The organism is Enterobacter cloacae complex sp. P13B (assembly GCF_014895915.1).
Lineage (GTDB): Bacteria > Pseudomonadota > Gammaproteobacteria > Enterobacterales > Enterobacteriaceae > Enterobacter > Enterobacter bugandensis.
This window is the reverse complement of the sequence record NZ_JADBQN010000002.1, coordinates 1-23,916: the sequence shown is the minus strand read 5'-3', so window position 1 is coordinate 23,916 and position 23,916 is coordinate 1. Positions and strand designations below refer to the sequence as shown.

General features: G+C 55.2%; 25 protein-coding genes. 10 read left to right on the top strand and 15 right to left on the bottom strand.

From position 1 onward, the window contains the following. The first annotated feature begins 95 nt into the window (after window positions 1–95). From tdcA to pflB, 5 genes are all read left to right on the top strand, one after another. The gene (gene tdcA / locus IM273_RS00395) at window positions 96–1,016 is read left to right on the top strand and encodes a transcriptional regulator TdcA (protein WP_028014518.1); all 921 of its coding nucleotides are present in this window, start codon (window positions 96–98) and stop codon (window positions 1,014–1,016) included. A 96-nt stretch (window positions 1,017–1,112) separates the two neighbouring features. Continuing rightward, a complete protein-coding gene (gene tdcB, locus IM273_RS00390; RefSeq protein WP_193050526.1) occupies window positions 1,113–2,102 on the top strand; it encodes a bifunctional threonine ammonia-lyase/L-serine ammonia-lyase TdcB in 990 nt (329 codons plus the stop codon). 9 nt (window positions 2,103–2,111) lie between these two features. After that, window positions 2,112–3,443, top strand: a complete 1,332-nt coding sequence (gene tdcC, locus IM273_RS00385) for a threonine/serine transporter TdcC (protein WP_047367071.1) — start codon at window positions 2,112–2,114, stop codon at window positions 3,441–3,443. Between the two features lie 29 nt (window positions 3,444–3,472). Continuing rightward, window positions 3,473–4,681, top strand: coding sequence for a propionate kinase (tdcD, locus tag IM273_RS00380; protein ID WP_193050528.1), 1,209 nt, complete (start codon window positions 3,473–3,475; stop codon window positions 4,679–4,681). Between the two features lie 15 nt (window positions 4,682–4,696). Beyond that, window positions 4,697–6,991, top strand: coding sequence for a formate C-acetyltransferase (pflB, locus tag IM273_RS00375; RefSeq protein WP_193050530.1), 2,295 nt, complete (start codon window positions 4,697–4,699; stop codon window positions 6,989–6,991). Window positions 6,992–7,047: 56 nt separating this feature from the next. On the opposite strand, the gene IM273_RS00370 is transcribed toward pflB, so the two are convergent. The 3 genes from IM273_RS00370 to IM273_RS00360 are packed head-to-tail and all read right to left on the bottom strand — an operon-like array spanning window position 7,048 to window position 8,324. Then, window positions 7,048–7,533, bottom strand: a complete 486-nt coding sequence (locus IM273_RS00370; RefSeq protein ID WP_048338835.1) for a type VI secretion system tube protein TssD — start codon at window positions 7,531–7,533, stop codon at window positions 7,048–7,050. A 21-nt stretch (window positions 7,534–7,554) separates the two neighbouring features. Next, complete coding sequence (locus IM273_RS00365) at window positions 7,555–7,872, bottom strand: DUF1493 family protein (protein ID WP_045260103.1); 318 nt, start codon at window positions 7,870–7,872, stop codon at window positions 7,555–7,557. A gap of 2 nt (window positions 7,873–7,874) precedes the next feature. Then, complete coding sequence (locus tag IM273_RS00360) at window positions 7,875–8,324, bottom strand: STM2901 family protein (protein ID WP_193050531.1); 450 nt, start codon at window positions 8,322–8,324, stop codon at window positions 7,875–7,877. A gap of 349 nt (window positions 8,325–8,673) precedes the next feature. Here IM273_RS00360 and IM273_RS00355 point away from each other — a divergent pair, with 349 nt between their 5' ends. Then, window positions 8,674–10,005, top strand: coding sequence for an amino acid permease (locus IM273_RS00355; protein ID WP_041907950.1), 1,332 nt, complete (start codon window positions 8,674–8,676; stop codon window positions 10,003–10,005). A gap of 20 nt (window positions 10,006–10,025) precedes the next feature. Continuing rightward, window positions 10,026–11,327: a serine dehydratase subunit alpha family protein gene (locus IM273_RS00350; protein WP_193050532.1), complete on the top strand. Its 1,302-nt coding sequence runs from the start codon at window positions 10,026–10,028 to the stop codon at window positions 11,325–11,327. Window positions 11,328–11,380: 53 nt separating this feature from the next. Here the strand turns inward: IM273_RS00350 and IM273_RS00345 are convergent, their stop codons facing one another. Beyond that, window positions 11,381–12,082, bottom strand: a complete 702-nt coding sequence (locus tag IM273_RS00345; protein WP_022649481.1) for a pirin family protein — start codon at window positions 12,080–12,082, stop codon at window positions 11,381–11,383. A gap of 104 nt (window positions 12,083–12,186) precedes the next feature. Here IM273_RS00345 and yhaJ point away from each other — a divergent pair, with 104 nt between their 5' ends. After that, entirely contained in the window at window positions 12,187–13,089 is a 903-nt protein-coding gene (gene yhaJ, locus IM273_RS00340) for a DNA-binding transcriptional regulator YhaJ (protein ID WP_003862655.1), read from the top strand. A 41-nt stretch (window positions 13,090–13,130) separates the two neighbouring features. Here yhaJ and IM273_RS00335 read toward each other — a convergent pair whose 3' ends face one another. From IM273_RS00335 to IM273_RS00285, 11 genes are all read right to left on the bottom strand, one after another. After that, window positions 13,131–13,496 (bottom strand): DUF805 domain-containing protein, encoded by a 366-nt coding sequence (locus IM273_RS00335; RefSeq protein ID WP_028014511.1) that lies wholly within the window; start codon window positions 13,494–13,496, stop codon window positions 13,131–13,133. A 105-nt stretch (window positions 13,497–13,601) separates the two neighbouring features. Beyond that, entirely contained in the window at window positions 13,602–14,588 is a 987-nt protein-coding gene (locus IM273_RS00330) for a glutathione S-transferase family protein (protein WP_193050533.1), read from the bottom strand. 72 nt (window positions 14,589–14,660) lie between these two features. Further along, window positions 14,661–15,053, bottom strand: a complete 393-nt coding sequence (locus IM273_RS00325; RefSeq protein ID WP_014833394.1) for a DoxX family protein — start codon at window positions 15,051–15,053, stop codon at window positions 14,661–14,663. Between the two features lie 241 nt (window positions 15,054–15,294). After that, on the bottom strand, window positions 15,295–15,591 hold the full coding sequence (locus IM273_RS00320) for a YqjK-like family protein (RefSeq protein ID WP_014885330.1): 297 nt from the start codon (window positions 15,589–15,591) through the stop codon (window positions 15,295–15,297). Further along, window positions 15,588–15,986 (bottom strand): phage holin family protein, encoded by a 399-nt coding sequence (locus IM273_RS00315; RefSeq protein WP_041907961.1) that lies wholly within the window; start codon window positions 15,984–15,986, stop codon window positions 15,588–15,590. Before IM273_RS00315 ends, IM273_RS00320 begins: the two co-directional genes overlap by 4 nt. Window position 15,987: 1 nt before the next feature. Next, window positions 15,988–16,293 (bottom strand): YqjD family protein, encoded by a 306-nt coding sequence (locus IM273_RS00310; RefSeq protein WP_008503141.1) that lies wholly within the window; start codon window positions 16,291–16,293, stop codon window positions 15,988–15,990. 29 nt (window positions 16,294–16,322) lie between these two features. Continuing rightward, window positions 16,323–16,691, bottom strand: coding sequence for a DUF1090 domain-containing protein (locus tag IM273_RS00305; RefSeq protein WP_028014508.1), 369 nt, complete (start codon window positions 16,689–16,691; stop codon window positions 16,323–16,325). A gap of 143 nt (window positions 16,692–16,834) precedes the next feature. Next, window positions 16,835–17,218: an EnvZ/OmpR regulon moderator MzrA gene (gene mzrA, locus IM273_RS00300; protein WP_028014507.1), complete on the bottom strand. Its 384-nt coding sequence runs from the start codon at window positions 17,216–17,218 to the stop codon at window positions 16,835–16,837. Between the two features lie 2 nt (window positions 17,219–17,220). Further along, complete coding sequence (gene yqjA, locus IM273_RS00295) at window positions 17,221–17,883, bottom strand: DedA family general envelope maintenance protein YqjA (protein ID WP_008503144.1); 663 nt, start codon at window positions 17,881–17,883, stop codon at window positions 17,221–17,223. A gap of 343 nt (window positions 17,884–18,226) precedes the next feature. Further along, window positions 18,227–19,003 (bottom strand): transcriptional regulator ExuR, encoded by a 777-nt coding sequence (gene exuR / locus IM273_RS00290; RefSeq protein WP_028014506.1) that lies wholly within the window; start codon window positions 19,001–19,003, stop codon window positions 18,227–18,229. A 115-nt stretch (window positions 19,004–19,118) separates the two neighbouring features. Further along, on the bottom strand, window positions 19,119–20,417 hold the full coding sequence (locus IM273_RS00285; protein ID WP_028014505.1) for an MFS transporter: 1,299 nt from the start codon (window positions 20,415–20,417) through the stop codon (window positions 19,119–19,121). Between the two features lie 476 nt (window positions 20,418–20,893). Between IM273_RS00285 and uxaC the strand changes: the two genes are divergently transcribed. Continuing rightward, a complete protein-coding gene (gene uxaC / locus IM273_RS00280) occupies window positions 20,894–22,306 on the top strand; it encodes a glucuronate isomerase (RefSeq protein ID WP_088204362.1) in 1,413 nt (470 codons plus the stop codon). A gap of 17 nt (window positions 22,307–22,323) precedes the next feature. Next, window positions 22,324–23,811: a UxaA family hydrolase gene (locus IM273_RS00275; protein ID WP_193050534.1), complete on the top strand. Its 1,488-nt coding sequence runs from the start codon at window positions 22,324–22,326 to the stop codon at window positions 23,809–23,811. Window positions 23,812–23,916 lie beyond the last annotated feature (105 nt).

Below are 23,916 nucleotides of genomic sequence, written 5' to 3'. Positions count from 1 at the left end.
TGCGCGGGGGAGCAAATTGTGAGTAACAGCACATACCCCCTGAAACATTATTGGGTAGAATCCGCTGCGTCATAGGGAAATAAGCGCAGAATATTATGAACACTATTATTCTACCGAAAACTCAGCACCTCGTGGTATTTCAGGAAGTCATTAAAAGTGGCTCCATAGGTTCTGCCGCAAGACAACTAGGCCTGACGCAACCCGCCGTCAGCAAAATCATCAGCGACATCGAATCCTACTTCGGGGTGGAAGTGATGGTGCGTAAAAACACCGGCGTAAAACTCACTGCCGCTGGTCAGGTGCTGCTGTCATACGCTGAGTCGATCACCCGCGAAATGAAAAACATGGTGAGCGAAATCAACAGCCTCAGTTTTAGTACCGTCATGGACGTCTCCTTTGGCTATCCGTCGCTGATTGGCTTCACCTTCCTGTCTGAGATGATCAAAAAATTCAGGGAAGTGTTCCCGAAAGCGCGCGTCTCCATGTATGAAGCGCAGCTCTCTTCATTCCTGCCCGCCATTCGCGACGGTCGGCTGGATTTTGCCATCGGCACGCTGAGCGACGGAATGTTGCTTCAGGACCTTCACGTTGAGCCACTGTTTGAATCCGAGTTTGTGCTGGTGGCGAGTAAATCACGAACGTGCACCGGACCGACCAGACTGGCATCACTTACGCATGAGCAGTGGGTGATGCCGCAAACCGATATGGGCTACTACAACGAACTCCTGACCACCCTGCAAGACAACCACATCAGCATTGAAAACATCGTCCAGACCGATTCCGTCGTCACTATCTATAACCTTGTCCTTAATGCCGATTACCTGACGGTGATCCCCCGCGACATGATTGCGCCGTTCGGCTCGGACCAGTTTATTGTGCTGCCCGTGGAAGATGAATTACCCGTGGCGCGCTATGCCGCCGTGTGGTCGAAAAATTACAGTATTAAAAAATCGGCGTCAGTATTAGTTGAACTGGCAAAACAATATTCATCGATGGATATCGATAAACGACGATAGAAATAATTAAGTTTTAAAACACCCGGAGCGACGCTTTTTAACGCTCTGATACCCTGACTTTGCCTGAAAAGAATGAATTATTATAACGAGGATATTATGCACATTACTTACGATCTCCCGGTGACCATTGAAGATATTCAGGACGCCAGAAAACGCCTGGCGGGGAAAATTTATAAAACCGGCATGCCGCGCTCAAATTATCTCAGCGAACGCTGTAAAGGTGAGATATTCCTGAAATTTGAAAATATGCAGCGTACCGGTTCGTTTAAAATACGCGGGGCGTTTAATAAGTTAAGTTCATTGACGGACGCAGAAAAACGCAAAGGGGTAGTGGCCTGCTCCGCAGGAAACCACGCTCAGGGGGTGTCGCTCTCCTGCGCCATGCTCGGTATCGACGGCAAAGTGGTGATGCCGATGGGCGCGCCAAAATCCAAGGTCGCCGCTACCCGCGACTACTCCGCCGAAGTGGTGCTGCACGGCGAGAACTTCAACGACACCATCGCTAAGGTGAGCGAAATCGTCGAGATGGAGGGGCGCATTTTTATCCCGCCTTATGACGATCCGAAAGTCATTGCCGGGCAGGGCACCATCGGCCTCGAAATTCTCGAAGATCTCTACGACGTGGATAATGTGATTGTCCCTATCGGCGGCGGCGGCTTAATTGCCGGTATTGCGACAGCAATTAAATCCATCAACCCGACAATCAATATTATCGGCGTACAGTCTGAAAACGTTCACGGCATGGCGGCTTCCTGGCAGGCCGGAGAAATAACCAACCATCGTGTTACCGGCACATTAGCCGACGGCTGCGACGTGTCTCGTCCGGGTAAATTAACCTTCGAAATTGTTCGTGAACTGGTCGATGACATTGTGCTGGTGAGTGAAGACGATATTCGCAACAGTATGATTGCCCTTATTCAGCGAAATAAAGTGGTGACGGAAGGTGCGGGCGCGCTGGCCTGCGCGGCGTTATTAAGCGGCAATCTTGACCACTATATTCAGGGCCGTAAAACCGTCTGCATTATTTCCGGCGGCAATATCGATCTCTCCCGTGTTTCCCAAATTACCGGCTTCGTTGACGCATAAAGGTGACCTATGAGCAACACAGAAAGCATTATCGTTGGCCAGACAAAAACGTCCTCCTGGCGTAAGTCTGACACCACATGGACGCTCGGCCTGTTTGGTACCGCCATTGGCGCAGGCGTGCTGTTCTTCCCCATTCGCGCAGGCTTTGGCGGACTGATCCCCATCCTGCTGATGCTGGTACTTGCCTTCCCGATTGCGTTTTACTGCCACCGCGCGCTGGCGCGCCTCTGTTTGTCCGGCAGCAACGTCTCCGGCAACATCACCGAAACGGTGGAAGAGCACTTCGGGAAAACCGGTGGGGTGGTGATCACTTTCCTCTACTTCTTCGCCATTTGCCCGCTGCTGTGGATTTACGGCGTCACCATTACTAACACCTTTATGACCTTCTGGGAAAACCAGCTCCAGATGCCTGCGCTGAACCGCGGCGTGGTAGCGCTGTTCCTGCTGCTGCTGATGGCCTTTGTGATCTGGTTCGGGAAAGACCTGATGGTGAAGGTGATGAGCTACCTGGTGTTCCCGTTCATTGCCAGCCTGGTGCTGATTTCCCTGTCGCTGATCCCGTACTGGAACTCGGCGGTAATCGACCAGGTCAACCTGAGCGATATCGCCTTTACCGGTCATGACGGCATTCTGGTCACGGTGTGGCTGGGGATCTCCATCATGGTCTTCTCCTTTAACTTCTCGCCCATCGTCTCCTCGTTCGTGGTCTCCAAACGCGAAGAGTACGAGCCGGAGTTCGGGAAAGCATTCACCGAGCAGAAATGTTCCAAAATCATCGGTCGCGCCAGCCTGCTGATGGTGGCGGTGGTGATGTTCTTCGCCTTTAGCTGCCTGTTTACGCTCTCTCCGCAGAACATGGCGGATGCCAAAGCGCAGAACATTCCGGTGCTCTCTTACCTGGCGAACCACTTTGCCTCGATGTCGGGCAGTAAATCCACGTTCGCCACGGTGCTGGAATACGGCGCCTCCATCATCGCGCTAGTCGCTATCTTTAAATCCTTCTTCGGCCACTACCTGGGCACGCTGGAGGGGCTGAACGGCCTGATCCTCAAGTTCGGCTACAAGGGTGATAAGAAGAACGTCTCCGTCGGCAAGCTGAACACCATCAGCATGATTTTCATCATGGGCTCCACCTGGATTGTGGCCTACGCCAACCCGAACATTCTCGACCTTATTGAAGCCATGGGGGCGCCAATTATCGCTTCTCTGCTGTGTCTGCTGCCGATGTACGCCATTCGTAAAGCGCCCGCGCTGGCGAAATACAAAGGCCGGACCGAGAACATCTTCGTGACCGTGGTCGGCCTGCTGACCATTCTGAATATCGTTTACAAACTGTTTTAAGCCAAAGCTCAGGAAGAGCGGAGTAACACATGACTGAATTTCCGGTAGTACTGGTTATTAACTGCGGATCGTCCTCCGTTAAGTTTTCGGTGCTGGACGCAGCAGGCTGCGATGCTCTGCTGACGGGCATTGCGGACGGCATCAACACTGAAAACGCCTTTATTTCCGTGAACGGGGGTGAGCCAGTCAGACTGGCTCACCAGGACTACGAAGGGGCGCTGGCCGCCATCGCCCTCGAGCTGGAGAAGCGCGACCTGATGAGCAGCGTGGCCCTGATTGGCCACCGCATCGCTCACGGCGGCGATCTCTTCAGCGAGTCGACCCTCATCACGGAAGAGGTCATTGAGCAGATCCGCCTGGTTTCCCCGCTGGCGCCGCTGCATAACTACGCCAACCTGAGCGGCGTGGAAGCTGCAGAGCGCCTGTTCCCCGGCGTGCAGCAGGTGGCGGTATTTGACACCAGCTTCCACCAGACCATGGCGCCGCAGGCGTATCTGTACGGTCTGCCGTACCGCTATTTTGAAGAGCTGGGCGTGCGCCGCTACGGCTTCCACGGCACCTCTCACCGCTACGTGTCCGCGCAGGCGCACGCGCTCCTCGGGCTGTCCCCCGATGACAGCGGCCTGGTGATTGCTCACCTCGGCAACGGGGCGTCCATCTGCGCGGTGCGCAACGGTAAAAGCGTCGATACCTCAATGGGGATGACGCCGCTGGAGGGGCTGGTGATGGGCACGCGCTGCGGCGACGTGGACTTCGGCGCAATGGCGTGGATTGCCCAGCAGACCGGCCAGTCGTTCGAGGATCTGGAGCGCGTGGTCAACAAAGAGTCCGGGTTGCTTGGCATCTCCGGTATCTCCTCCGATTTACGCGCGCTGGAGAAAGCCTGGCATGACGGCAATGACCGGGCACAGCTGGCGATAAAGACCTTTGTCCACCGCATAGCGCGGCATATCGCCGGTCACGCCGCGTCTCTGCACCGTCTGGATGGCGTGATCTTCACTGGCGGCATCGGTGAAAACTCCACGCTGATCCGCGCGCTGGTGGTGGAACATCTGAAGGTGTTTGGCATCGCGCTCGACGAGGCGAAAAACGCTCTGCCGGGCAGCGCGGGTGAGCGTGTCATCTCCACCGAGTCGTCCCGCGTGACCTGCGCGGTTATCCCTACCAACGAAGAAAAAATGATCGCGCTGGACGCCCTCCGTCTTGGGAAGGTCACCCCGGCTGCGGCTTACGCCTGATAAAGCGAGAATCACATGAAAGTAACAATCGATACGGGCGTCGCGCCTTACAGCGACGCATGGGCCGGGTTTCGCGGTGAAGAATGGAAAAACGCCGTTAACGTCCGCGATTTTATTCAGCATAACTACACCCCTTATGAAGGCGATGAAGCTTTCCTCGCGCAGGCGACGCCAGCAACGACGGCGCTGTGGCAGAAGGTGATGGTCGGCATTCGCCAGGAGAATGCCACCCACGCCCCGGTGGATTTCGACACCAACATTGCCACCACCATTACCGCCCACGGACCGGGCTATATCGACCAGGATCTTGAGACGATCGTCGGCCTGCAAACCGACAAGCCGCTCAAGCGCGCCCTGCATCCGTACGGCGGGATCAATATGATCCGCAGCTCGTTCGAAGCCTACGGGCGGGAAATGGATCCGCAGTTCGAATATCTGTTTACCGACCTGCGTAAAACCCACAACCAGGGCGTGTTTGACGTTTACTCCCCGGAGATGATGCGCTGCCGTAAATCTGGCGTGCTGACCGGTCTGCCGGACGGCTACGGGCGCGGGCGCATTATCGGCGATTACCGCCGTGTGGCGCTGTACGGCATCAGCTATCTGGTGCGCGAGCGTGAACTGCAGTTTGCCGATCTGCAGGGGAGGCTGGAGCGCGGCGAAGATCTGGAGGCAACGATCCGCCTGCGCGAGGAGCTGGCGGAGCACAGGCGTGCGTTGCTGCAGATCCAGCAGATGGCGGCGAACTATGGCTTTGATATTTCACATCCGGCGATGAACGCGCAGGAAGCGGTGCAGTGGGTCTACTTTGCCTACCTTGCCGCAGTGAAATCCCAGAACGGCGGGGCGATGTCGCTGGGGCGTACGGCCTCGTTCCTTGATATCTACATTGAACGCGACATGCAGGCGGGGCGGCTGAACGAGGTGCAGGCCCAGGAGCTGATCGACCACTTCATCATGAAGATCCGCATGGTGCGCTTCCTGCGCACGCCGGAGTTCGACACGCTCTTCTCCGGCGATCCGATCTGGGCCACGGAAGTGATCGGCGGCATGGGGCTGGATGGCCGTACGCTGGTGACCAAAAATAGCTTCCGCTACCTGCATACCCTGCATACCATGGGGCCCGCGCCGGAGCCGAACCTGACGATCCTCTGGTCTGAACAGCTGCCGATCGCGTTTAAGAAATACGCCGCGCAGGTGTCGATCGTCACCTCGTCGCTGCAGTATGAGAACGACGATCTTATGCGCGCCGACTTCAACAGCGACGACTACGCCATTGCCTGCTGCGTCAGCCCGATGGTGATCGGCAAGCAGATGCAGTTCTTCGGCGCCCGCGCCAACCTGGCGAAAACGCTGCTGTACGCGATTAACGGCGGGGTGGATGAGAAGCTGAAGATCCAGGTCGGCCCGAAAACCGAGCCGCTGCTGGACGACGTGCTGGATTACGACACCGTGATGGCGAGCCTCGACCACTTTATGGACTGGCTGGCGGTGCAGTACATCAGCGCGCTGAATCTCATTCACTACATGCATGATAAGTACAGTTACGAAGCCTCGCTGATGGCGCTGCACGATCGTGACGTCTATCGCACCATGGCCTGCGGCATTGCCGGGCTGTCGGTGGCGGCGGATTCCCTGTCGGCGATTAAATACGCCACGGTGAAACCAGTGCGCGACCACACCGGCCTGGCGGTGGACTTCGTCATCGAAGGCGACTATCCGCAGTACGGCAATAATGACGATCGCGTGGACAGCATCGCCTGCGACCTGGTGGAGCGTTTTATGAAGAAGATCCAGGCGCTGCCGACGTATCGCAACGCGGTGCCGACTCAGTCGATCCTGACTATCACCTCCAACGTGGTCTACGGCCAGAAAACGGGCAACACGCCGGACGGACGCCGCGGCGGCACGCCGTTTGCGCCTGGCGCCAACCCGATGCACGGTCGCGACAGGAAAGGGGCGGTGGCTTCGCTAACGTCGGTCGCCAAGCTGCCGTTTACCTACGCGAAAGACGGGATCTCCTATACCTTCTCCATTGTGCCGCAGGCGCTGGGCAAGGATGAACTGGTGCGCAAAACCAACCTGGTGGGGCTGCTGGATGGGTACTTCCATCACGAAGCGTCTATTGAGGGCGGGCAGCACCTGAACGTCAACGTCATGAACCGGGAGATGCTGCTGGATGCCATTGCCCATCCGGAGAACTACCCGAACCTGACAATTCGCGTATCCGGCTATGCGGTACGGTTTAACGCTCTGACGCGCGAGCAGCAGCAGGACGTGATTTCGAGGACGTTTACGCAGGCGATGTGACGCAGGCCAAATAATCCGCCCCCTTCAGATAAGGGGGCTTTTTTGTCTGCTAAAAATCATGCAGATGTTCGTTCATTCCATGCATCAGAAAATTGAATATTGCCATCGCAGTAAGTCCAGATTGCTTTTTCGTATCTCAACTGAATAGATTCAAGATGGCCCGTACCGGGACAGTTACGTGTATCGTTAACAATAGGGGAGATTGATACGACCTTTACACCTTCCAGTTCAGTTCTGAAGTATTCAACTTCCCTTCCCGCATCGTTAATTCGATAATATCTTATCTCAACTTTTTTTAGGTTTTGCCCTGTAGCCACAGCCTTATAAAGATACGGAGATGAACTATCTATCTCCTTCTCGAACAAGAAAGGGGCATGTTTGCGCGTTCCGGTTAATCTCCCGGAAAGAGGATCTGTTGGAATACTTAAATTATGGGTTAACCCTCTAATTTCAACACTCCCTTCCCGATCCTGTACATCACTTGAACCCTTAATAAGTGAGCCGCCATCGTCAAAAAACCAAATATGAACCGGTACAGCCATAAATCATGCTCCTTTCGAAAATCAGTGGTGGATCCATGTGCCTGCTTTTACCGCCTCAGCAAACATTCTTACGGTTAATGGCTTCGATATTTGTTTAACGGGTTCTTGCGTAAACCATTTTCTGAAAAACCAAGTTTGAGTCCAGGGGAAATAGTTTTGCGTGGGCACATTGATAAGATACTTTTTCTCAAACTTCTCAATGACATAAACGATATCATCCAGATCGGTGTAATCCTGTAAAACATCGTCTAACTCGAGCGGGATCCTCTTGCCCGTAAATGTTCCCTGTTCTGGTAAATTTTCCCTGAAGAACTTCAAAACATCATTTTCACTATTCATATTCACCAAATCCGATCTTTAGGGTGAGCAATCGTATTATATCGTGAGAGTGTTTTGTAACTTATCGTTGCAAGATCAGCAGCAAGTATGGTTATCCCCAATGCAGGGATCCATCGACCAATGAATGCACCTAAGTTTTTGGTATACATTGGTTTTCGGTATTTAAAGCTTGCGAGGGTAATCGTAGGTAATCGGTGTGGTAGCTGTACATTCAGAAGATCACGAAGATACTTAGAAGCCACGGAAGTACCTATAGTAGCCGTTTCTGGCTTTATTCTGGTCTCAAGTATAGGTAAACCAAGGATCATAGTAGCCATCATTACTGCATCTTTTAATCCACCGAACTGTTCATCGGTAGTATCAAGGAAAATCCAAAAAAATAACTCAGACGCCGAGATATTACATACACCTTTATAGAAGTATGTTCCATTGAGCTCTTCAACGGTATCCATATCATAGCCATAATAATAGAGTGGTTTCAGTGATGCTATCGTATAAAAATTTGAAGGCATAAAGTAGAACAATCCTCTTTATAAATTCCTAAAAAAGATCCATTTCTTAAATATATTGATTCTGTGAAATTCGTCACTTTTAGAATTTTTTACCAAACATCATTAAAAATGAGGCGTTTTTTTCTCTAAATTTAGGAAGTCCGCATAAAGATTGTGACTTTTTTCTCCCGCGCTACGGATATGATCTTCCCATACCAACAACACACACCTGCACTCTCTGACTCGCAATCGCTGGCGATCGGAACCTAATAAAAACAACTGATTACCCTACAAAATAAGCGAGTGCCCAATGAATATGGCAACAAACAGCAGTGTGATTGTGAGTGATTCCCCTGCGGCAAGGCGGGCGGGAATGAGCGAAAGCGAATGGCGAGAGGCGATCAAATTCGACAGCACCGACACGGGCTGGGTCATCATGAGTATCGGGATGGCTATCGGCGCGGGTATCGTTTTTCTTCCGGTGCAGGTTGGATTAATGGGGCTGTGGGTCTTTTTGCTCTCCTCGATTATTGGCTATCCGGCCATGTACCTCTTCCAGCGATTATTTATTAATACGCTGGCGGAATCCCCGGAATGTAAAGACTACCCGAGCGTGATTAGCGGTTATTTAGGTAAAAACTGGGGCATCTTATTAGGTGCACTTTATTTCGTGATGCTGGTCATCTGGATGTTTGTCTATTCCACGGCTATCACCAACGACAGCGCATCCTATTTGCACACTTTTGGTGTCACCGAGGGGTTGCTGTCGGAAAATCCCTTCTACGGCTTATTCCTGATCTGTATTCTGGTCGCCATCTCTTCGCGCGGTGAAAAGCTGCTGTTTAAAGTCTCCAGCCTGATGGTGCTGACCAAATTATTTGTGGTGGCGGCGCTGGGGCTTTCAATGATCGGCCTCTGGCATTTAGCCAACGTCGGTATGCTGCCGCCGATGGGGTTGCTGATAAAAAATGCCATTATTACGCTGCCCTTTACCTTAACCTCCATTCTGTTTATCCAGACATTAAGCCCGATGGTGATTTCCTATCGTTCACGGGAAAAATCCGTTGAGGTGGCGCGTCATAAGGCGCTGCGGGCGATGAATATCGCCTTTGGCATACTGTTTGTCACGGTCTTCTTCTACGCCGTCTCTTTCACCCTGGCGATGGGACACGACGAAGCGGTGAAAGCCTACGAGCAGAACATTTCCGCCCTGGCGATTGCGGCGCAGTTTATCAGCGGCGACGGCGCGGGCTGGGTCAAAATCGTCAGCGTGATCCTCAATATTTTTGCCGTGATGACCGCCTTCTTCGGTGTCTATCTCGGCTTCCGCGAAGCCACGCAGGGGATCGTGATGAATATCCTGCGCCGTAAAATGCCGGCTGAACGTATTAATGAAAGCATCGTCCAGCGCGGGATCATGCTGTTCGCTATCCTGCTGGCCTGGAGCGCGATCGTGTTAAACGCGCCGGTACTGAGCTTCACCTCTATCTGTAGCCCCATCTTCGGCATGGTGGGCTGCCTGATCCCTGCATGGCTGGTCTACAAGGTACCGGCGCTGCATAAATATAAGGGCGTATCGCTGGTGATTATTGTTATCACCGGGCTGCTGCTTTGTGTTTCTCCTTTCCTCGCATTTTCCTGAGGGCAAATAAGGTCGTAACGATGTCTGAGCAAACTCATCCTTTATGGAATCAATTTATTCGCGTAGTGCAGGAAGAAGTTAAGCCTGCGCTGGGGTGCACCGAGCCCGTTTCTCTGGCTCTTGCCTGTGCGATTGCCGCAGAGCAACTGCCCGGCGACGTCACGAAGATTGAGGCGTGGGTATCGCCGAATCTGATGAAGAACGGGCTTGGCGTAACGGTGCCGGGCACCGGCATGGTCGGGCTGCCCATTGCGGCGGCGCTGGGTGCCATCGGTGGCAATGCGCAGGCGGGGCTGGAGGTGCTGAAATATGTCACCGCCGATGCGCTGGCGCGGGCCAAAGCAATGCTTAACGCCGGTCTGGTGCAGGTGAAATTGCAGGAGCCGTGCGATGAGATCCTCTATTCACGTGCCTGCGTCTACGCCGGTGAGGCCTCGGCCAAGGTGACCATTGCGGGCGGACATACCCGCGTGGTGGAGGTGGTTTGTCACGGCGAAACGCGCTTCAGTCTTGACGAGCGGCAGGCCGAGGTAAGTAACGATCCGCTGGCTGTACTGTCAAACACCACGCTCTCGCAGATCCTGGAGTTTGTCGAACAGGTACCGTTCGAGGCGATCCGCTTTATCCTGGATGCAGGGCAACTGAACGACGCGCTCTCTCGTGAAGGGCTTAGCGGGAAGTGGGGGCTACACATTGGCGCCACCCTCAATAAGCAGCGCGCACGCGGATGGATGGCGCAGGATCTGGGTTCAGACATCGTTATCCGCACCAGCGCGGCCTCGGATGCCCGCATGGGCGGCGCGACGCTGCCGGCGATGAGCAACTCGGGCTCCGGGAATCAGGGGATTACAGCCACCATGCCGGTTGTCGTGGTCTCTGAACATGTTCAGGCCGATGACGAACGGCTGGCGCGGGCGCTGATGCTCTCGCATCTGTCGGCTATCTACATCCATTACCAGCTTCCGCGTTTGTCCGCGCTGTGTGCGGCGACAACGGCCGGTATGGGGGCCGCCGCAGGGATGGCGTGGCTGATGGGCGGAAGCTATCAGACGATTGCAATGGCCATCGGCAGTATGATCGGTGACGTCAGCGGGATGATCTGCGACGGGGCGTCTAACAGCTGCGCCATGAAAGTCTCGACCAGCGTCACCAGCGCCTGGAAAGCCGTGATGATGGCGCTGGATGAGTCGGGCGTGACGGGCAACGAGGGGATTGTGGCCCACGACGTGGAACAGTCTATCTCTAACCTGTGCGCCCTGGCGTGCCGCTCAATGCAGGCAACGGACCGGCAGATTATTGAGATTATGGCGAGTAAGGTGTAGCGATTGGCATTCGTCCCTCTTCCCAAAGGGGAGAGGGACCGATCGAGCAACTCTTACACCGGCAAATCAATCAGCAGCGCGCGCAGCGGCGTATCCGCCACCAGGGTGATATTCGCTTCGTCACGAATAAACGCCCCGTCGCCGCAGGTGAGCGCTTCTTTCTCTTCCGCGTGCGTTACCGCATGCACCGTACCGTGAATGGACTGCAAATAGGCGCGCGGGCCGTGCAGCTGGAAGCTTGCCTGTTCACCTTTTTTCAGTTCGATATGGTGTAGCCATACCTGCTGTCGCAGCTGCAAGCTGCCCTTGCTGCCGTCAGGCGAGGCAATCAGCTGCTGTTTATCGCCCTTCAGATCTATTTTCTGCACCAGCGGGTTTTCTCGCTCAGGGCAGGCGTCGAGCCACAGCTGCATGCGCGTCAGCGTTTTGTCTTTGCTGAGGTTATGCTCGCTGTAGCTGATGCCCGGCTGCGTGGAAATTAACAACGCTTCGCCAGCCTTTGCCTGGACATGATTGCCCTCGCTATCGCGGTATTCTGCCTCGCCTTCCAGGATCAGGTTCAGGATATCGACTTTCGGATACGTACGTGGCTGGAAGGAGGCGCCCGGGGCGAGCACTTCCTGGTTCAACACGCGCAGTGAAGCGTAACCGAGGAGTTTAGGGTCAAAGTAGTGTCCAAAGGAAAAGGTGTAGCGGGCCTGCAGCCAACCGAAATCGGCTTGTCCGCACTGTTTCGCTGTTCTTGTCGTAATCATAAACTTGACCTCTCTTTACACTAAAACAATGGTAAAGGTATGGACGCTGCATTGTTAGCCAGATATTCTGCCTGGTATGTTCAAATTTCCTGAATGAGAACGAGATGGCTAAAGAGAGAGCATTGACGCTTGAGGCGCTTCGCGTCATGGACGCGATTGACCGGCGCGGCAGCTTTGCCGCGGCGGCAGATGAACTGGGGCGCGTTCCGTCTGCGCTAAGCTACACCATGCAAAAACTGGAGGAAGAGCTGGACGTCGTGCTCTTCGATCGCTCCGGTCATCGAACAAAATTCACCAACGTGGGGCGGATGCTGCTGGAGCGAGGTCGCGTGCTGCTGGAAGCGGCGGACAAGCTCACCACGGACGCCGAAGCGCTGGCGCGAGGTTGGGAAACCCACCTGACGTTAGTCACCGAAGCGCTGGTGCCGACCGAAGCGCTGTTCCCGCTGGTGGACCGCCTGGCGGCGAAGGCCAATACGCAGCTGTCGATCATCACCGAGGTGCTGGCCGGGGCGTGGGAGCGTCTGGAGACGGGCAGGGCGGATATCGTCATTGCGCCTGACATGCATTTCCGCTCATCGTCAGAAATCAACTCGCGCAAGCTCTACAGCGTCATGAACGTCTACGTCGCCGCGCCGGATCACCCGATTCACCAGGAGCCGGAGCCGCTCTCTGAAGTGACGCGCGTGAAGTACCGCGGCGTGGCGGTGGCGGATACCGCGCGTGAGCGTCCGGTGCTGACGGTTCAGCTGCTGGATAAACAGCCGCGTCTGACGGTCACGTCACTGGAAGACAAGCGGCAGGCGCTGCTGGCCGGTTTGGGCGTGGCGACGATGCCTTACCCGTTTGTGGAAAAAGATATTGCGGAAGGGCGACTAAGGGTGGTGAGCCCGGAGTACACCAGCGAAGTGGACATTATTATGGCGTGGCGCCGCGACAGCATGGGCGAAGCCAAATCGTGGTGCCTGCGCGAAATTCCAAAGCTCTTTGCGCATCACAACAAATAAGCGAGCAGGCCCGGTAAGCGTAAGCGCCACCGGGCAGTAATTTACGCGCCGATCTTAGGATCCGGACCAAAGCGGTTTTCGCCCGGCGTCCCGCTCTGGCAGTTGAAAATTAAAATCACGATCCAGCCGACAAGCGGGATTAACAGCAACAGCAGCCACCACGCCGAACGATCGGTGTCGTGGAGACGACGAAACAGCACGGCCCATGAAGGCAGCAAAACCAGCAAGCCATAAATCGTAGTGAGTACGCCTTCACCGCCGGCGCGCTCCCAGCCGAGGATTTTATCCACGATGCCCAGCACCATAATCAGGACGAAGTTCACCAGAACGAACATCCAGTACTCTTTGCGGCGGGCGCGGCCACCAAATCCAACGTAGTTGCGCAGTACTTTTAAATACCAGTCCATTTTCCTTGCCTCTTAATCAGTCAATCACTTGTTTTCTAAGCGATCGAGGTAAGGATAGATGTATGCTGTGAATTAAAAAAGGGAATCAATTGATTCCCTAAATAATTATCCGAAACGCACGTCGCGCCCGTGCGGTTCATCCAGATCCTGCCACGGGCCAATGGAGATGATGCCCGTCGGGTTGATGGTCTTGTGGCTGCGGAAATAGTGAGTGCGAATATGGTCGAAGTTGACCGTCTCCGCGATCCCCGGCATCTGGTAGATGTCTCGCAGGAAACCATACAGGTTCAGGTAGTCGCTGATGCGGTGTTTATCGCACTTAAAGTGGGTGACATAGACCGGGTCAAAGCGAACCAGCGTGGTCCACAGGCGAATGTCCGCTTCCGTCAGGCGATCGCCCGTCAGGTAGCGATGCTGGCCCAGGATCTGCTCCAAGCGCTCCAGCGATTCAAACACCTTTCCGACCGCTTCGTCATAGGCTTCCTGGCTGGTGGCGAAACCGGCCTTATAGACGCCGTTGTTGACGTTGTCGTAAATCCAGCTGTTCAGCTCGTCAATTTTCTCGCGTAGCTCGACCGGGTAGTAATCCCCGGCGCGGGCGCCGTGCGCATCAAACGCGGTATTGAACATGCGGATGATTTCCGCGGACTCATTGCTGACGATCGTCTGGTTTTTCTTGTCCCACAGCACCGGCACGGTCACGCGTCCGGTGTAGTGCGGATCGGCGCGCAGATAGAGCTGGTACAGGAAATCGTGGTGATAAAGATCGTCGCCGGTTGCCGCAGGGAAATCACTGTCAAACGTCCAGCCGTTTTCCAGCATCAACGGGTTGACGACTGAAACCGGAATGAAGGATTCGAGGCCTTTTAGCTTGCGCACGATCAGCGTGCGGTGCGCCCACGGGCAGGCGAGGGAAACGTACAGATGATAACGATCTTTCTCCGCCGCGAAGCCCCCTTCGCCACTCGGGCCGGGGGCGCCGTCGGCGGTCAGCCAGTTACGGAAGGCCGAAACAGAGCGCTTAAAGCGTCCACCGGTGGATTTGGTGTCATACCAGACATCCTGCCAGACGCCGTCTACGAGTTGTCCCATTTTTTACTCCTCCGTCAGATAGCAAAAGCGAGGAGATGTCTCCTCGCTTTGTGTTTATTCAGTATAGCGTGCTTACCATTTCTTATTCAGAACGCGGTCGATGCTGTATGCGCCTGGGCCGGTGATCGCCAGCAGCAGGAAGCCACCCGCGATGGTCAGGTTTTTCATAAACATCAGTGAGTTCACGCCTTCCGCAAAGTTGCTGTGGAAGATGAACGCGGTCAGCAGGGTGAAGCCTGCGGTAAACAGCGCGGTGGTGCGGGTCAGGAAGCCGAACAGAACCGCCAGGCCGCCGCCAAACTCAAGCAGAATGGTCAGCGGCAGCAGGAACCCCGGAACGCCCATGGCTTCCATATACTGCTGGGTACCCGCATATCCGGTGATTTTGCCCCAGCCTGCCACGATAAACAGAATTGGCATCAGAATACGCGCGACCAGTACACCAACATCTTCTAATTTTTTCATTTTACTCTCCAGGAAACCACATAAGCGGCTGAACATTATTTGTCTGCAATTCCGCGTAGATACCGCGGCTCTGCTGTCGATGGAGAGGAGTGTAAACGGGGCGGGTAGCAATTGTTAGCAAGGAAAACTGTCAATCTTCTTCAAAGATATTGAGTAAGGGCAGGTGCGCGCTGGTGCCCTCAGCCCACGGGGAGAAGGGCAAAAACAAAAAACGGTAACCTGAGTTACCGTTTTGCGTTTATCACCGCAGCTGTTGTTGCCGCAACGTTGCCTTGACCAGACGCCAGGCGCTCCAGGCACCAAAACCGCGCCGGGCCCAGCGGATGAGCATATTTGGATGACGAACCGTCCAGATAGCCATCACGCTGCTGCCGACCAGCGCCCACGAACGCAGGCTCAGGAAGGTATTCCAGCCACGGTCAAACCGTCGCGTCGCGTCGATCCAGTCACGGCGGCTGGCAGACAGATCCAGCCGCTGCTGCTGGATCTGACTTAACAGGTACGCTTTTCGCTTCTGACGTTCCGCTTTATCGCTCACGGCTTGTCATCCTCCAGCAGGGCGCGATCGTTAGCCAGTTCCTGGCGCGTGTGGCGCAGGAAAGTGGACCTGCGCGCTTTACGCATCGTCCATATGCCGCCAATCAGCGCCGCGACCAGCAGAACGACGGTCGTGGCAATCATCGCGTTAAGTCGATACTGCGGGTCAATGGCCCAGATGATTAACACCATCAGGCTCATCAGACCAAACGCGGCGAAGAGCATGGTCAGCCCGAGCATCAGCAGCATCTGGAAGAGGTTCGCTTTCTCCTCTTCCAGTTCGACCACTGCCAGCCGGACGCGCGTTTCGGCAATCCCAACCAGCGTCGTTAAAATACGCTGGCCGATGCCGAGGACGTTATTAGCAGGCCCTTGTGCGTGACGAGGATCTTCCATATCAACGACGCGTCAGCAGGACACCCAGCACCACACCCACTGCGGCACCAATACCAACTCCCGTCCATGGATTGTCGCGCACATATTCATCTGCACGCGCAGCCGCTTCACGGGTCTGTTTCGCCAGTGCATCACCGGTTTCACCCAGGCGGTAGCGGCTCTCTTTCAGCGCCTGCTCCGCTTTGCTGCGCAGCTTGCTTACTTCTTCTTTCGACTTATCGGCAGAGGAGTTCAGCACCTCTTCAAGGGTATCGGCCAGGGATTTCAGTTCAGCGCGCAGATGTTCAGACGTCGTATCTTTTGACATGATTCTCTCCTGTTGAGATTTCCGTTAACTCAATAATCGCGAGCTTCCAGCGCTTTCAGGTCGTCCTGCGCCTCTTTCAACTTCTTCTCGCGCTTAGCAATTTTTTCCGCATCCCCTTTCTCCTTCGCTTCCTGCAGGTCTTGACGGCGCTCGGCTATCTCGTCCTTCTGTTCAGCGATTTTCTTTTGGTGATCGGCACGCAGCTTGCTGTCTGAACAGTTCGCTTTCACTTCGCTCAGCGCTTTTTTGAGACCATCAACACGGTGCTGATTGTTATGCTTTTCGGCATAACCGATCTCACGCTGAATATCCTGTTCTTTCTCCTGACAGAGAGAGTTTGCGAAGGTCGTTGTGCTTAAAGAAAAAAGGGCCAGAGCCAGGGTCATGCGGAATTTCATTATCGAAACCTTCCATTGTGCTGCGGGGTTAGCCGCTATCCAAAATGATGCGGAGTACATTCGAGGGGTGCTCCGCGTACTTAAGCATAGTAAGTAAACGGGGGATTCACCAAAGTGAGTGAAAAGATTCGGAATCCAGGAAGTTATCCAAACCGATGCGACGTATCGCGAATCAATGATAACCACGCGGCTGGCGGGTTGTCATCTTCCTGCTGGGCAATGATATAGCCGTGCGGCAGCGTGCGGTCAAGAACCGCTTTCGCGGCAGCGCTCTGCGCACGGGAATCAAACTTAATCAGTAAAACATCGTCCTGCGGGGTGATGCTTTTAAAGCGGATGCCGTTTGCATCCAGATGATGCCAGACAGAAAAACCGTCAGGCACACCGCCCCCCTGGTTTACCGGGCGAATGGCCAGCGTAGCGTCCTGATGTGAAAGCGTGTTCCAGGCCAGCAGTACGGCGCTGAGCATCACCAGTGCAATAAAGGCACAGGCAAAGCGGCGCATGGCGAGCGGTGAGATAACCATCGTTAACCTCGCGCTCCGTATTTTTTCTTCCACAGGACAACCAGCGAACCGATCAGGCCGAAGACCAGCAGAACAACAGGCAGCAGCATCAGGCAGGACATCAGCTGATCTTCATATTTCATGAAGACCGGCGTCTTACCCAGCGCATAGCCCAGCGTCGTCAGGATCAGAACCCATAACAGGCCGCTCATCCAGTTGAAGAACTGGAAGCGTGCGCTGCTCAACCCGGACAGCCCGGCAATGGTGGGCAGCAGGGTGCGCACAAAAGCGATAAAGCGGCCAATCAGCAGCGCGGAAAGCCCATGCTTATGGAACAGGTGGTGTGCCCGCTGGTGATAGTGCGCAGGCAGATGGGAAAGCCAGTTCTGTACTATTCGGGTATTGCCCAGCCATCTTCCCTGGATATAGCTCACCCAGCAGCCAAGGCTGGCCGCGACGGTCAGTAATAAAATGGTCTGCGGGAACGCCATTGCGCCTTTGGCACACAGCACGCCGACAAGCACCAGCAAACTGTCACCCGGCAAGAAGGCTGCAGGCAGCAAACCATTCTCAAGGAACAGAATCATAAACAAGACAAAATAGAGCATGCCAATCATGGAAGGGTTGGCCAGCGTTTCAAAATCCTGCGCCCAAAGGGCATGCAGCAGTTGGGTCAAAAGTTCCATTCAGTGTTCCTGGAAATCGGTTAACGTCTCGCCTGTTATCCGGGACAAACAGCACTGCGACATTGTTGTGATTTCATTATGGTCGCTCGCGGACACATTGCGGTGTGGCCAACACTGTTCCCTGTTAATTGGCTGGTTAGCAAGCACTAACTTTCAAAATAACGAAGTGAATCCAATTGTAACAAAGCCCAACGTTCTGCGTCACAGAATTTGCAGGGTGAGGTGATTTTGGCGTAAGCCCTGAAAGTGAGCGAGGGATTTTACAAAGGCTGACACTATATATGTTTTGCTTACCCATTCAGCCGGGGAGGCGCAGCGAAGCGCCTGCCGGTAGAAAGGTCGCCTATTTTGCGCCGCTCGGGGCCGTATCGAGATGAACGACAGGATTATCGGCAAAAAGATAACGGTCAGCGTTAAATTCGAAGTCGTCACTGGTTTCATTGAAGAGCATCTGCTTGGTGTTTTCCAGGTGCTGCCACATGGCGAGCTTCGCGGCGTGGGGATCTTTACGAATCAGCGCCTTAAGAATTTGATCGTGGTCGTCACACCAGTTGTCCACGGTACGGGAATCAATATGATCGTGCAGTTTTTTCCAGTACGGGTTGTGAACGCGCTGAGTCCACATTTTCTCAACGATTGCCGCCAGCGCTGTATTTTGGGTTGCCAGGGCGACCTGAACGTGAAACTGCAGGTCCCACTCGGAATCACGGAAACATTTTTCCTTGCGAGCGTTCTCCTGGATCTCCATCAGCTTCATGATGTCCTGCTTGGTCACCTGCGTGGCGGCAAATTCGGCAATATTGCTTTCGATGAGCTGGCGAGCCTGGAGCAGCTCAAACGGACCGTAGCTGGCGAATTCAAGACTTTCATCCGCCACCGGAGAGTGTTTAGGCTGATTAGAAATAACGTGAATGCCGGAACCTTTGCGTACCTCAACGTAGCCTTCCACTTCCAGCATGATAATCGCTTCGCGCACCACGGTTCGGCTTACGCTTTTTTCATCCGCGATAAAGCGCTCGGCGGGAAGTTTATCACCGACAAGATAGACCCCTTGCTCGATGCGATCTTTCAGCTCGGCAGCAAGTTGTTGATATAAACGACGTGGTTCGGTGATTTCCATATGCGCTCCAGGCAGGGTACGGCAGATGATTTGTTATACCACTTTCACGGAATACTCTCCAGATTTTGCCATTAAAAAAGCCGCCCGGGGGCGGCTTCGGTGAAACGCATCTTCGCTAACTCTGCGTAGCCGGTCGCCCGAGAGACTCTTTCGCCAGCTCCTCTGCGGATTTGCTTTTCAGCACCGTCCAGATAACCACCGCGCCCATCAGGTCGAAGATTGCCAGCACCGCGAACAGCGGGCTGAAGCCGATGGTATCAGCCAGCGCGCCGACGACCAGCGCGAACATCGTACTCGCGGTCCACGCGGCCATCCCGGTCAGGCCGTTGGCGGTGGCCACTTCGTTACGGCCGAAGACGTCAGACGAGAGCGTAATCAGCGCGCCGGAGAGCGACTGGTGCGCAAATCCACCGATGCACAGCAGGGCGATAGCCACATACGGACTGGTGAACAGGCCGATCATGCCCGGGCCAATCATCAGCAGGGCGCCCATGGTCACCACCATCTTACGGGAAACAATCAGGTTCACCCCAAACCAGCGCTGGAACAGCGGTGGCAGGTAGCCGCCCACGATACAGCCCAGGTCAGCGAACAGCATCGGCATCCAGGCGAACATCGCGATCTCTTTCAGGTTAAAGCCGTAGACTTTAAACATAAACAGTGGGATCCACGCGTTGAAGGTACCCCAGGCCGGTTCAGCCAGGAAGCGCGGCAGGGCGATACCCCAGAACTGACGGGTGCCCAGGATCTGCCAGACGGACATCTTCTTGCCGTTGTTGGTCTGATGCTGCGCTTCCTGACCACCAATAATGTATTCGCGCTCTTCCTCGGAGAGTTTTTTCTGATCGCGCGGGTGTTTATAGAAAACCAGCCACGCCATTGCCCAGGCGAAGCTCAGCACGCCAGAGATAATGAATGCCATCTGCCAGCTGTGCATCACGATGGCCCACACCACCAGCGGCGGCGCAATCATTGCGCCGATGGACGACCCCACGTTGAAGTAACCCACCGCGATGGAACGCTCTTTTGCCGGGAACCACTCAGAGCTGGCTTTCAGCCCCGCCGGGATCATTGCGGCTTCTGCCGCACCGACCGCGCCACGGGCCAGCGCCAGGCCGCCCCAGCTGCCTGCCAGTGCGGTTGCACCGCAGAATACCGCCCAGGCGATGGCGAAGAAGGCATAGCCGATTTTGGTACCCAGAATATCGAGAACATACCCAGCAACAGGCTGCATGACGGTGTAAGCGGCAGAATAGGCCGCGATGATGTAAGAGTATTGCTGCGTGGAGATATGCAGCTCTTCCATCAACGTCGGCGCCGCGGCTGCCACGGTGTTACGTGTCAGGTAGCCCAGCACGGTGCCCAGCGTCACCAGTGCGATCATATACCAACGTAACCCTTTAATTTTACGCATCTAAAACCTCATCGTTATGTTATTTCCGCGCCAGAGCACGGCAACCTCTCAACCGTTGCCGGGAGCAGTTGTGTAACGGGAGGGGCGTAGCCGGGAGAATGTCCCGGAACGGCCCGAACCTTGCCATAAGTAAGCGTGCATAAGTCGGTATCCGTACCGTTAAATCCGATGTGTCTCACACCGGTAACGCATTCCGTCGGCTTAGTGTTTGCGACGGCGAAACGATAACTTGTCATACAACTTTAAAAGGTGAGTGACATCACAAATGTATGATTCTTTGTAGGGACATTAATCGCTGTGCGCAAAGCCAGCAACGGCGCGGCCTGTAGAAGGGTTTACTCCATTGAGGGTAATTTATTTGTTAGCGTTTATTGATCTCACTCACGAAAAAAGCTTCGGTGGGTGGAAATTGGTGTGATAACTTTGCAGCATATGAACATACGCTTTCTGACGCTCCCGTAATGAGGAAGACGATAATGACGCCGTTTATGACCGACGATTTTCTATTAGATACCGAATTTGCCCGCCGCCTGTACCACGACTACGCTAAAGACCAGCCGATTTTCGACTACCACTGCCACTTACCGCCGCAGCAGGTTGCCGAAAATTACCGTTTTAAAAACCTGTATGATATCTGGCTGAAGGGTGACCACTATAAATGGCGCGCAATGCGCACCAACGGCGTGGCCGAGCGCCTGTGTACCGGCGACGCGACCGATCGCGAGAAGTTCGACGCCTGGGCCGCTACCGTTCCGCACACTATCGGCAACCCGCTCTACCACTGGACGCACCTCGAACTGCGTCGTCCGTTTGGTATCACCGGCAAGCTGCTTTCTCCCGCTACGGCGGATGAAATCTGGGACCAGTGCAACGAACTGCTGGCGCAGGATAACTTCTCCGCGCGCGGCATCATGAAGCAGATGAACGTGAAGATGGTGGGCACCACCGACGATCCGATTGACTCCCTGGAGCATCATGCCGTTGTCGCCAAAGACGCCTCTTTTGACATTAAAGTGCTGCCAAGCTGGCGCCCGGACAAAGCCTTCAACATTGAGCAGGCCACCTTCAACGACTATATGGCGAAGCTGGCGGAAGTGTCCGATACCGACATCCGTCGTTTCGCCGATCTGCAAACCGCGCTGACCAAACGCCTGGACCACTTCGCGGCGCACGGCTGTAAAGTCTCTGACCACGCGCTGGACGTGGTGCTGTTCGCGGAATCCAACGAAGCTGAACTGGACAGCATCCTGGCGCGTCGCCTCTCCGGTGAATCGCTTAGCGAGCATGAAGTGGCGCAGTTCAAAACCGCGGTGCTGGTGTTCCTCGGCGCGGAATACGCCCGTCGCGGCTGGGTACAGCAGTACCACATCGGCGCGCTGCGCAATAACAACCAGCGCCAGTTCAAACTGCTGGGCGCGGACGTGGGCTTTGACTCCATCAACGACCGCCCGCTGGCGGAAGAGCTGTCAAAACTGCTGAGCAAACAGAACGAGCAAAACCTGCTGCCGAAAACCATTCTCTACTGCCTGAACCCGCGCGATAACGAAGTGCTGGGCACCATGGTGGGCAACTTCCAGGGCGAAGGTATGCCGGGCAAGATGCAGTTCGGATCCGGCTGGTGGTTCAACGATCAGAAAGACGGCATGGAGCGTCAGATGACGCAGCTGGCGCAGCTCGGTCTGTTAAGCCGCTTCGTGGGTATGCTGACCGACAGCCGCAGCTTCCTGTCCTATACCCGTCATGAATATTTCCGCCGCATCCTGTGCCAGATGATTGGCCGCTGGGTGCACGCGGGTGAAGCGCCAGCGGATATCCAGCTGCTGGGCGAAATGGTGAAAAACATCTGCTTTAACAATGCGCGTGACTACTTCGCCATTGAACTGAACTAAGGCCGTCTGAGGTTGATATGCAATACATCAAAATCCATTCGCTGGATAACGTGGCCGTCGCGCTGGCAGATTTAACCGAAGGCACGGAAGTGGCCTTCGATAACCAGTCGGTCACGTTGCGCCAGGCCATTGGACGTGGACACAAGTTTGCCCTGATCCCCATTGTAAAAGGGGAGAACGTGGTGAAGTACGGTTTGCCCATCGGCCATGCGCTGGCGGATATTGCGCCGGGTGAATATATTCATTCCCACAATACCCGCACCAATCTCAGCGATCTGGACGAGTACAGCTATCAGCCTGAACTACCGAAGGCAGGCGTGCAGGCGGGGGATCGTGAGGTGCAAATCTACCGTCGCGCAAACGGTGATGTGGGGATCCGCAACGAGCTGTGGATCCTGCCGACCGTCGGCTGCGTGAACGGCATTGCGCGTCAGATCCAGACCCGCTTTCTGAAGGAGACCCACGATGCCGAGGGCATCGACGGGGTACATCTGTTCAGCCACACCTACGGCTGCTCCCAGTTGGGTGACGACCACATCAACACCCGCACCATGCTGCAAAACATGGTGCGCCACCCGAATGCGGGCGCGGTGCTGGTGATCGGCCTCGGCTGCGAGAACAACCAGGTCGACGCCTTCCGCGAGACGCTGGGGGAATTCGACCCTGAGCGCGTTCACTTCATGGTGTGCCAGCATCAGGACGACGAAGTGGAAGCGGGCGTTGAGCAGCTGCATCAGCTGTATGAGGTGATGCGCCACGACAGGCGCGAGCCGGGCAGGCTGAGCGAGCTGAAGTTTGGTCTGGAGTGCGGCGGGTCTGACGGTCTTTCCGGCATTACCGCTAACCCAATGCTGGGCCGCTTCTCGGATTACGTGATTGCCAACGGCGGCACCACGGTGCTGACCGAAGTGCCGGAGATGTTTGGCGCGGAGCGCATTCTGATGAGCCACTGCCGCGACGAAGAGACGTTTGAGAAGACCGTCACCATGGTGAACGACTTCAAACAGTACTTCATTGCCCACAATCAGCCGATTTACGAGAACCCGTCGCCGGGGAACAAGGCGGGCGGAATCACCACGCTGGAGGAGAAATCCCTCGGCTGCACCCAGAAAGCGGGGGCCAGCCAGGTGGTGGACGTTCTGCGCTACGGCGAACGCCTGAAAACCCACGGCCTGAACCTGCTGAGCGCACCGGGTAACGATGCGGTCGCCACCAGCGCGCTGGCGGGGGCGGGTTGTCACATGGTGTTATTCAGCACCGGTCGCGGTACGCCGTACGGCGGTTTTGTGCCGACGGTCAAAATTGCCACCAACAGCGAGCTGGCGGCGAAGAAAAAGCACTGGATCGATTTCGACGCAGGCCAGCTGATCCACGGCAAAGCGATGCCGCAGCTGCTGACGGAGTTCGTGGACACTATCGTGGAGTTTGCTAACGGCAGGCAGACCTGTAACGAGAAGAACGACTTCCGCGAGCTGGCGATCTTTAAGAGTGGTGTGACGCTTTAAGTGTTTTGTCGGGTGGCGCTAGCGCTTATCCGACCTACTGAACTTTAATCGGTGCGGCCTGATGCCCTCACCCTGACCCTCTCCCTGTGGGCTGAGGGTTCCCCA

What these genes read in the sequence shown, in the direction of transcription:
- IM273_RS00370 (WP_048338835.1), bottom strand. Translation starts at nt 7,533, where the DNA reads ATGGCTGTACCGGTTCATATTTGGTTTTTTGACGATGGCGGCTCACTT.
- tdcC (WP_047367071.1), top strand. Translation starts at nt 2,112, where the DNA reads ATGAGCAACACAGAAAGCATTATCGTTGGCCAGACAAAAACGTCCTCC.
- pflB (WP_193050530.1), top strand. Translation starts at nt 4,697, where the DNA reads ATGAAAGTAACAATCGATACGGGCGTCGCGCCTTACAGCGACGCATGG.
- IM273_RS00345 (WP_022649481.1), bottom strand. Translation starts at nt 12,082, where the DNA reads ATGATTACGACAAGAACAGCGAAACAGTGCGGACAAGCCGATTTCGGT.
- yqjA (WP_008503144.1), bottom strand. Translation starts at nt 17,883, where the DNA reads ATGGAACTTTTGACCCAACTGCTGCATGCCCTTTGGGCGCAGGATTTT.
- IM273_RS00335 (WP_028014511.1), bottom strand. Translation starts at nt 13,496, where the DNA reads ATGGACTGGTATTTAAAAGTACTGCGCAACTACGTTGGATTTGGTGGC.
- tdcB (WP_193050526.1), top strand. Translation starts at nt 1,113, where the DNA reads ATGCACATTACTTACGATCTCCCGGTGACCATTGAAGATATTCAGGAC.
- IM273_RS00305 (WP_028014508.1), bottom strand. Translation starts at nt 16,691, where the DNA reads ATGAAATTCCGCATGACCCTGGCTCTGGCCCTTTTTTCTTTAAGCACA.
- IM273_RS00360 (WP_193050531.1), bottom strand. Translation starts at nt 8,324, where the DNA reads ATGGATACCGTTGAAGAGCTCAATGGAACATACTTCTATAAAGGTGTA.
- IM273_RS00275 (WP_193050534.1), top strand. Translation starts at nt 22,324, where the DNA reads ATGCAATACATCAAAATCCATTCGCTGGATAACGTGGCCGTCGCGCTG.
- IM273_RS00330 (WP_193050533.1), bottom strand. Translation starts at nt 14,588, where the DNA reads ATGGGACAACTCGTAGACGGCGTCTGGCAGGATGTCTGGTATGACACC.
- yhaJ (WP_003862655.1), top strand. Translation starts at nt 12,187, where the DNA reads ATGGCTAAAGAGAGAGCATTGACGCTTGAGGCGCTTCGCGTCATGGAC.
- mzrA (WP_028014507.1), bottom strand. Translation starts at nt 17,218, where the DNA reads ATGGTTATCTCACCGCTCGCCATGCGCCGCTTTGCCTGTGCCTTTATT.
- IM273_RS00365 (WP_045260103.1), bottom strand. Translation starts at nt 7,872, where the DNA reads ATGAATAGTGAAAATGATGTTTTGAAGTTCTTCAGGGAAAATTTACCA.
- IM273_RS00310 (WP_008503141.1), bottom strand. Translation starts at nt 16,293, where the DNA reads ATGTCAAAAGATACGACGTCTGAACATCTGCGCGCTGAACTGAAATCC.
- IM273_RS00355 (WP_041907950.1), top strand. Translation starts at nt 8,674, where the DNA reads ATGAATATGGCAACAAACAGCAGTGTGATTGTGAGTGATTCCCCTGCG.
- IM273_RS00325 (WP_014833394.1), bottom strand. Translation starts at nt 15,053, where the DNA reads ATGAAAAAATTAGAAGATGTTGGTGTACTGGTCGCGCGTATTCTGATG.
- IM273_RS00285 (WP_028014505.1), bottom strand. Translation starts at nt 20,417, where the DNA reads ATGCGTAAAATTAAAGGGTTACGTTGGTATATGATCGCACTGGTGACG.
- tdcA (WP_028014518.1), top strand. Translation starts at nt 96, where the DNA reads ATGAACACTATTATTCTACCGAAAACTCAGCACCTCGTGGTATTTCAG.
- IM273_RS00350 (WP_193050532.1), top strand. Translation starts at nt 10,026, where the DNA reads ATGTCTGAGCAAACTCATCCTTTATGGAATCAATTTATTCGCGTAGTG.
- uxaC (WP_088204362.1), top strand. Translation starts at nt 20,894, where the DNA reads ATGACGCCGTTTATGACCGACGATTTTCTATTAGATACCGAATTTGCC.
- IM273_RS00315 (WP_041907961.1), bottom strand. Translation starts at nt 15,986, where the DNA reads ATGGAAGATCCTCGTCACGCACAAGGGCCTGCTAATAACGTCCTCGGC.
- exuR (WP_028014506.1), bottom strand. Translation starts at nt 19,003, where the DNA reads ATGGAAATCACCGAACCACGTCGTTTATATCAACAACTTGCTGCCGAG.
- tdcD (WP_193050528.1), top strand. Translation starts at nt 3,473, where the DNA reads ATGACTGAATTTCCGGTAGTACTGGTTATTAACTGCGGATCGTCCTCC.